This is a genomic window from Limnohabitans sp. (assembly GCF_044361645.1).
In the GTDB taxonomy this organism is placed as follows: Bacteria; Pseudomonadota; Gammaproteobacteria; order Burkholderiales; family Burkholderiaceae_C; genus Limnohabitans_A.
On sequence record NZ_JBIKIL010000155.1, the window covers coordinates 1 to 7,488 of the forward strand.

Consider the following 7,488-nt stretch of genomic DNA (forward strand, 5'->3'; position numbering starts at 1 on the left):
GGGCATAGACACCTGGCGACACATGGCCCTGAATGTAGAGGCAGTCTCCGCCGTGGTTTTCGCTCTCGGCATGCCAAAAATGGTTGAAACCCGCACCAAACATGTGGGCCAGCGAAGCGAAGGAGCCGATGTGGCCGCCCAGGTCACCGCCGTCGGCGGGGTTGTGGCGGTTGGCCTTGACCACCATGGCCATGGCGTTCCAGCGCATATAGGCGCGCAGGCGCTCTTCAATCTCAATGTTGCCGGGGCAACGCGCCTCTTCGTTGGGCTCGATGGTGTTGACATAGCCCGTGGTGGCCGAAAACGGCAAGTCGATGCTGTGCTGGCGGGCTTCCTCCAGCAACTCTTCGAGCAAAAAGTGGGCGCGTTCAGGGCCTGCCTTTTCTATCACGGCAGACAGCGCGTCCATCCATTCACGGGTTTCTAGGGCATCTGTGTCGCGCGCAGGTGCTTGTGGTGTTGCCGCTGTCATTCTTGTCTCCTCAGGTGTGGGTCTTGTTAAGCCAGGAATTTTTACATAAATTTCATTTAATTTCAAATTATGCGCACCTGTTTCGCATAGTGAAAATTTGACGGTTTTTGCTCGACGCATTGACGGGGCAAGGGCAGGTGGCTTTGCACCGTCACCTAAACTTGCGCCATGGAATTGAACAAAGCAACATCGGTGGTGAGAAAGCTTGGGCCTTGGGTTTGGTGGTTGACCTGGTGGCGCAGCCAGTCGCCCAACCGCCAAGACCGATTTGCCAACTTGGCGCCAGTGGCTGCCGTGGTTTTGTTTTTGGCGGCCATTGCCAGTGCATTTTGGTACCTGCGCGTTGAGGAAACCGAGCGTGAGCAAGAAGCCATCAAACGCGATGTGGAATATGCGCAGCAACGCTTGCGGCTGCGCTTGCTGGAGCGCCAAGAACAAGTCATGCGTTTGGCCCGCGATGTGTCAAACAAAGAGATACGGACGGAACAATTTTTGTTGCGTGCCGAGGCCTTGGTGCAGCAATACCCCGAATTTTTGTCCCTCACTTGGATCGATGACCGTCGCCGCATTTTGGCCAACCAAAGCGTCTCGAGTTTGTCGCCCAACCAACAACTGCGTACGGGCTTGGTGCTGAAAATCGGCGAAACCGAAAGCCACTTCAGTTTGGCGCGCGATCTGATGCAGCCCATTTATGGCCAACTCGATAAAGAGGCCGACCCCGACACCTCGATGTCGGTGCTGCAACTGCACACACCCTTGACCAACGACCAAGGTCTTTTTAGCGGCGTGGTGTTGGCCGAGTACAGCATGGAGGGTTTGCTGCGCTACGGCATACCCACCGAAGTGCTGGCCAAATACGCTGTGGCGCTGCAAGACGGCAACGGCCGTTTGTTGGCTGGGCAAAGCATTCCTGAGCGTGTGGCACTTTGGAGTCTTTGGTCGGAGATTGACCAACCCAACAATGGCTACCAAGTGCCCGTATCACCGGTCGGCAACGATTTGATTTTGCGCGCACAAGCTTGGCGCACCTCACAAGGGCTGGTTGGCAGCGGTTTGTTTTGGTTGGTCAGCGTGCTCAGCGTCATGACCGCTTGGATGCTGATTGGCAACTGGCGACACACCCGTCGTCGGTTGCAGGCCCAAAAAGCCTTGGTGGCCGAAACCAATTTTCGCCGGGCCATGGAAAACTCCATGGTCACGGGCATGCGTGCGCTGGACTTGCGTGGCCGCATCACCTACGTGAACCCGGCTTTTTGTCAAATGACGGGCTGGAGCGAGGCCGACTTGGTGGGCGCTGTTGCACCATTTCCGTATTGGCCTGACCAAGACCGCGAATTGTTGATGCGCAGATTGGAAGAAGAAATCAGTGGACAACACTCCGCTGGCGGCTTTCAAGTCCGCGTCAAGCGTAAAAACGGCCAGCTGTTTGATGCACGCATGTATGTCTCCCCCCTGATCGACGCCAGTGGGCAACAAACCGGCTGGATGACTTCGATGACCGACATCACCGAACCCAACCGCATCCGTGACCAACTGGCCAGTGCCCATGAACGCTTCACCATCGTGCTGGAGGCTTTGGACGCTTCGGTCTCCGTGGCCCCACTGGGCAGCCAAGAGTTGCTGTTTGCCAACAAGTTGTACCGCCTTTGGTTTGAGCAAAACACAGAGGGCCATTTGCGTTTGGTCGAGCAAGCCGGTGCCAGCGACGCCGTCGAGCGCGCCAAGGCGGCCAACGACGTTGACGAAATGATGGGGCTGCCCACATTGGGTATGTCTGTGGCCAAATCAGAAAACTCTGAAATCTTTGTCCCTGAGTTGGGCAAGTGGTTGGAGGTGCGTTCGCGCTACATCAACTGGGCCGACGGCCGCTTGGCGCAAATGGTGATCGCCAGCGACATCACGCCGCGCCGCCAAGCCGAAGAATTGGCCGCCCAACAAGCCGAGCGCGCCCAAACCGCCAGCCGCCTGATCACCATGGGCGAGATGGCCTCCAGCGTGGCGCATGAGCTGAACCAACCGCTGACCGCGATCAGCAATTACTGCAGCGGCATGATCTCGCGCATCCAGTCCAAACAAGTCAAGGAAGAAGACCTGCTGCTGGCGCTCGAAAAAACCGCCAGGCAAGCCCACCGGGCCGGGCAAATCATTTTGCGCATACGCAGCTTTGTCAAACGCAGTGAGCCCAACCGCACGCTCTCTGATGTCTCCTCCATGGTGAGTGAATCTTTGGAGTTGGCCGAGATCGAGATGCGCAGGCGTCGTGTTCGCCTGAGCCACTACATAGCGGCCCGGCTGCCGCAGCTTTTGGTTGACCCGTTGCTGATTGAACAGGTGCTGATCAACCTGATGAAAAACGCCGCCGAATCGATCGACAACGCCCAGCGCCCGCCCGACCAACGCCAAGTCGAGTTGCGCATCGTGCCCAAGCAAATTGAGCACCAATCGGTGGTCGAGTTTTCAGTCATCGACACCGGAAAAGGCCTGCCGCCCGAAGACATTGAGCGGGTCTACGAAGCCTTCTTTTCAACCAAGGTCGAAGGCATGGGCATTGGTCTGAATTTGTGCCGCAGCATCGTCGAATCGCACCAAGGCCGAATCACGGCCGAGAACCTCTACAATGCCGACGAAGTTATGGGATGTCGTTTTTCCTTTTGGATTCCGGTCGAAACCGCTTGACCACACTACAAAGCAACGGGGCAACTGAATGAGCTTGATACCGAAAAAAGGCACTGTTTATGTCGTGGACGACGACGAAGCGGTGCGCGACTCTTTGCAGTGGTTGCTCGAAGGCAAAGACTACCGCGTGCGCTGCTTTGACAGCGCAGAATCCTTCATCAGCCGCTATGACCCCCGCGAAGTGGCTTGCCTGATTGCCGACATCCGCATGGGCGGCATGACAGGCCTGGACTTACAAGACAAGCTCATCGAGCGCCGCTCGCCCCTGCCCATCGTCTTCATCACTGGTCACGGCGACGTGCCCATGGCGGTGAACACCATGAAAAAAGGCGCGATGGACTTCATCCAAAAACCTTTCAAAGAACAAGAGTTGCTCAGCTTGGTCGAGCGCATGCTGGACGAAGCCCGCGAGGCTTTTGCCGGCTTTCAGCAAGCGGCCAGCCGCGATGCCTTGCTGTCCAAATTGACAGGCCGCGAAGCCCAGGTGCTCGAACGCATCGTGGCCGGCCGCCTGAACAAGCAAATCGCCGACGACCTGGGCATCAGCATCAAAACCGTGGAAGCACACCGCGCCAACATCATGGAAAAGCTCAACGCCAACACCGTCGCTGACCTGCTGAAAATCGCTTTAGGCCAAAACGCCCCCAAGGCCTGAGCCTATTGCCCTGCTGTCCAACGCCCGCACTTGCCGGGCGTTTTGCATTGTGCAAGGTCCGCCAAAACCACGCTCTTCCTGTTCACCGCCCTGCAAAACCCGACTCCATGACCGCTCAACTGATCGACGGCAACGTCTTGTCGCAACAACTGCGCACACAAGTGACCGCACGTACCCAAGCCCTCAAGGCCCAAGGTATCACCCCCGGCTTGGCCGTGGTTTTGGTCGGCGACAGCCCGGCCAGCCAGGTGTATGTGCGCAACAAAATCAAAGCCTGTGAAAACAGTGGCTTGCACTCGGTACTCGAGAAATACCCGGCCAGCCTGACCGAAGCGGCCTTGCTGGCCCGAGTCGAGGCGCTCAATCAAGACCCCAGCATCCACGGCATCTTGGTGCAACTGCCCTTGCCCGCGCACATCGACGCACAAAAGGTCATTGAGGCCATCAGCCCCGCCAAAGACGTGGACGGCTTTCACATCGCCAGCGCGGGCGCCCTCATGACCGGCATGCCCGGCTTTTGGCCCTGCACACCCTACGGCTGCATGAAGATGCTGCAAAGCATTGGCTACGATCTGCGTGGCAAACACGCCGTGGTCATTGGCCGCAGCAACATCGTGGGCAAGCCCATGGCCCTGATGCTGTTGCAAAAAGACGCCACCGTCACCATTTGCCACAGCGCCACACCCGACCTGAAAGCCATGACCTTGCAAGCCGACGTGATCGTGGCGGCTGTGGGCAAGCGCAACGTGCTCACCGCCGACATGGTGAAACCCGGCGCGGTGGTGCTGGACGTGGGCATGAACCGCGACGACGCGGGCAAACTGTGCGGCGATGTGGACTTTGAAGGCGTCAAACAAGTGGCCAGCTTCATCACCCCCGTGCCCGGCGGCGTGGGCCCCATGACCATCACCATGCTGCTGGTCAACACCCTTGAAGCCGCCGAACGCGCCTCCAAGTAAAGTGTCTTGACCGGCCTGCGCCCAAGCCACCACCCGCAAGCTCAACCCTCGCTCTGCCCTCACATGCCCACCCAACGCCAACCTGTAGGAACACCATGACCAACCCTTTGCTCGACACCACCGGCCTGCCCTTGTTTGACCGCATCGCTCCCGAGCACGTCGCTCAGGCTGTGGACGTGTTGCTGGCCGACGCCGAAAAAGCCCTGGACCTGGTCACCGCCGACCACTTCCCGGCCGACTGGAAAGCCATCGCCCAAACCCTGGACGTGAGCACCGAAAAACTGGGCATGGCCTGGGGCGCAGTCAGTCACCTCAACAGCGTGGCCGACACACCCGAGTTGCGTGCCGCCTACAACGCCGCCCTGCCCCGTGTGACCGAGTTCTGGACGCGCCTGGGCAGCGACGAGCGCCTGTACGCCAAGTACAAGGCCATCGACGCGAAGAGCCTCAACGCCGAACAAACCCAAGCCCGCACCAATGCCCTGCGCAGCTTTGTGCTGGGTGGGGCCGAGTTGCAAGGCGCGGCCAAGGAACGCTACGCCGCCATCCAAGAACGCTTGGCCGAAATCACCCAAAAGTTCAGCGAAAACACACTGGACGCGACCGAGCAATTTGCGCTCTATGTGAGCGCAGAGCAGCTTCAAGGCGTGCCCGCCGATGTGCTGCAAGCCACCCGCGATGCCGCACAAAAAGAGGGCCAAGAAGGCCACCGCTTGGGCCTGAAGATGCCGGTGTACCTGCCTGTGATGCAGTTCGCCGACAGCGGCGCTTTGCGCGAACAACTCTACACAGCCTATGTCACCCAAGCCTCGGACCAAGCCCCAGACGACGCCAAGCACTTGGACAACACCCCCTTGATGCAAGAAATTTTGGCCCTGCGTCAAGAAGAAGCCCGCCTGCTGGGTTTTGACAACTTCGCGCAGGTCTCGGTGGTGCCCAAAATGGCCGAGTCGCCCGAAAAAGTCATGGCCTTTTTGCGCGACCTAGCCGCCAAAGCGAGGCCCTTTGCCGAAAAAGACCTGAGCGATTTGCGCGCATTCGCCGCTCAAGAATTGGGCCTGACGGGCCCCCTGAACGCCTGGGATCTGCCCTATCTGTCTGAAAAACTCAAAGAAGCCCGCTACAGCTTCAGCGAGCAAGAGGTCAAGCAGTACTTCACCGCGCCCAAGGTCTTGGCCGGTTTGTTCAAGATCATCGAGACCCTGTTTGAAGTCAGCATCCGCCCCGACCAAGCGCCGGTGTGGCACGCCGCCGTGGGCTTTTACCGCATCGAACGCGACGGCCAATTGGTGGGGCAGTTTTACCTGGACCCGCCAGCCCGTGCGGGCAAACGCGGCGGCGCGTGGATGGACGATGTGCGCGGCCGCTGGCAGCGCCCCGACACGGGCGTTCTGCAAACCCCGGTGGCGCACCTGGTGTGCAACTTTGCCGAAGGCGTGAACGGCCAGCCCGCTTTGCTGACCCACGACGACGTGATCACCCTGTTCCACGAATTTGGCCATGGCCTGCACCACATGCTCACGCAGGTGAACGAGCGCGACGTCTCGGGCATCAGCGGCGTCGAGTGGGACGCGGTCGAGTTGCCCAGCCAGTTCATGGAAAACTTCTGCTGGGAATGGTCGGTGCTGCGCCACATGACGGCGCATGTGGACACGGGCGAGCCTTTGCCGCGCGCCTTGTTCGACAAAATGCTGGCCGCCAAAAACTTCCAAAGCGGCTTGCAAACCCTGCGCCAAATCGAGTTCTCGCTGTTCGACATGCTGGTGCACTCAGAACACGACCCGGCGCAAGACTTCATGCCGCTGCTGCAGCAGGTGCGTGACGAGGTGGCCGTGCTGCGCCCGCCTGCCTTCAACCGCATGGCGCACACCTTCAGCCACATCTTTGCTGGCGGTTACGCCGCGGGTTACTACAGCTACAAATGGGCCGAGGTGCTGAGCGCCGACGCCTACGCCGCCTTTGAAGAAACCGCCGCCGCCGACGGCACGCCCAGCGTGGCCACCGGACGCCAGTACCGCCAAGCCATTTTGGAAGCCGGTGGCAGCCGCCCAGCGCTCGAATCGTTCAAAGCCTTCCGGGGCCGCGAGCCGAATTTGGAGGCCTTGTTGAGACACCAAGGCATGGTCGCGGCTTGAAACGCGGGCCACCCACAAGCTTGCCCCTCACGCTCAACGTCCAACGCTGAACTTTCTTCGCTGAACGCCATACGCCCAACGCAAAACGCCAAAACACCCATGAGCCAAAACGCCTTGAATGTCTTGGGCACCGCATTGGTCCCCTGCTCTTACGACCCCCTCACCGGCTACTACCGCGACGGTTGTTGCAACACCGACCAGCACGACGTGGGCAGCCATGTGGTGTGCGCCAAAGTCACACAAGCCTTTTTGGACTTTTCATTGGCGCGTGGCAACGACCTCATCACGCCCAGACCCGAGCACCGCTTCGCCGGCCTCAAGCCCGGTGACCGCTGGTGCCTGTGCGCCATGCGCTGGCAAGAAGCCCTCAGCGCAGGCGTGGCCCCGCCCGTGGTGCTGGCCAGCACACATGCGCGGGCCTTGACGTTTGTCAGCCTGACGCAACTCCAGTCCAAGGCTTGGTCCGACGGCAATGGGGCCTGAGCAGCGGCAATGCTTGAGAGTTCGCACCACGAACAGCCAACGCGCTACAGACCATTTCTCGAACCTATTCCTGTTGATTAATTTTCTGCCGATGAAAATCACTTAGGT

Annotated in this window: 5 protein-coding genes and 1 pseudogene; 5 read left to right on the top strand and 1 reads right to left on the bottom strand. The window is 59.5% G+C overall.

The window, feature by feature from the left end:
- Positions 1-472: pseudogene (gene aceE, locus ACIQ39_RS17585) on the bottom strand (pyruvate dehydrogenase (acetyl-transferring), homodimeric type); the annotation flags it as partial.
- 168 nt (positions 473-640) lie between these two features.
- Between aceE and ACIQ39_RS17590 the strand changes: the two are divergent.
- The 5 genes from ACIQ39_RS17590 (at position 641) to ACIQ39_RS17610 (ending at position 7,380) form a co-directional block, all read left to right on the top strand.
- Positions 641-3,148: a PAS domain S-box protein gene (locus tag ACIQ39_RS17590; protein ID WP_396435884.1), complete on the top strand. Its 2,508-nt coding sequence runs from the start codon at positions 641-643 to the stop codon at positions 3,146-3,148.
- Between the two features lie 28 nt (positions 3,149-3,176).
- Complete coding sequence (locus tag ACIQ39_RS17595) at positions 3,177-3,803, top strand: response regulator transcription factor (RefSeq protein ID WP_396435885.1); 627 nt, start codon at positions 3,177-3,179, stop codon at positions 3,801-3,803.
- Positions 3,804-3,910: 107 nt separating this feature from the next.
- Entirely contained in the window at positions 3,911-4,762 is an 852-nt protein-coding gene (folD, locus tag ACIQ39_RS17600; RefSeq protein WP_396435886.1) for a bifunctional methylenetetrahydrofolate dehydrogenase/methenyltetrahydrofolate cyclohydrolase FolD, read from the top strand.
- Between the two features lie 95 nt (positions 4,763-4,857).
- Positions 4,858-6,897 (top strand): M3 family metallopeptidase, encoded by a 2,040-nt coding sequence (locus tag ACIQ39_RS17605; RefSeq protein WP_396435887.1) that lies wholly within the window; start codon positions 4,858-4,860, stop codon positions 6,895-6,897.
- 99 nt (positions 6,898-6,996) lie between these two features.
- Entirely contained in the window at positions 6,997-7,380 is a 384-nt protein-coding gene (locus tag ACIQ39_RS17610; RefSeq protein ID WP_396435888.1) for a DUF2237 family protein, read from the top strand.
- Positions 7,381-7,488 lie beyond the last annotated feature (108 nt).

Bases quoted from the DNA above. Each gene is read 5' to 3' on its own strand.
- ACIQ39_RS17595 (WP_396435885.1), top strand. From the start codon at position 3,177: ATGAGCTTGATACCGAAAAAAGGCACTGTTTATGTCGTGGACGACGAC.
- ACIQ39_RS17605 (WP_396435887.1), top strand. From the start codon at position 4,858: ATGACCAACCCTTTGCTCGACACCACCGGCCTGCCCTTGTTTGACCGC.
- ACIQ39_RS17590 (WP_396435884.1), top strand. From the start codon at position 641: ATGGAATTGAACAAAGCAACATCGGTGGTGAGAAAGCTTGGGCCTTGG.
- folD (WP_396435886.1), top strand. From the start codon at position 3,911: ATGACCGCTCAACTGATCGACGGCAACGTCTTGTCGCAACAACTGCGC.
- ACIQ39_RS17610 (WP_396435888.1), top strand. From the start codon at position 6,997: ATGAGCCAAAACGCCTTGAATGTCTTGGGCACCGCATTGGTCCCCTGC.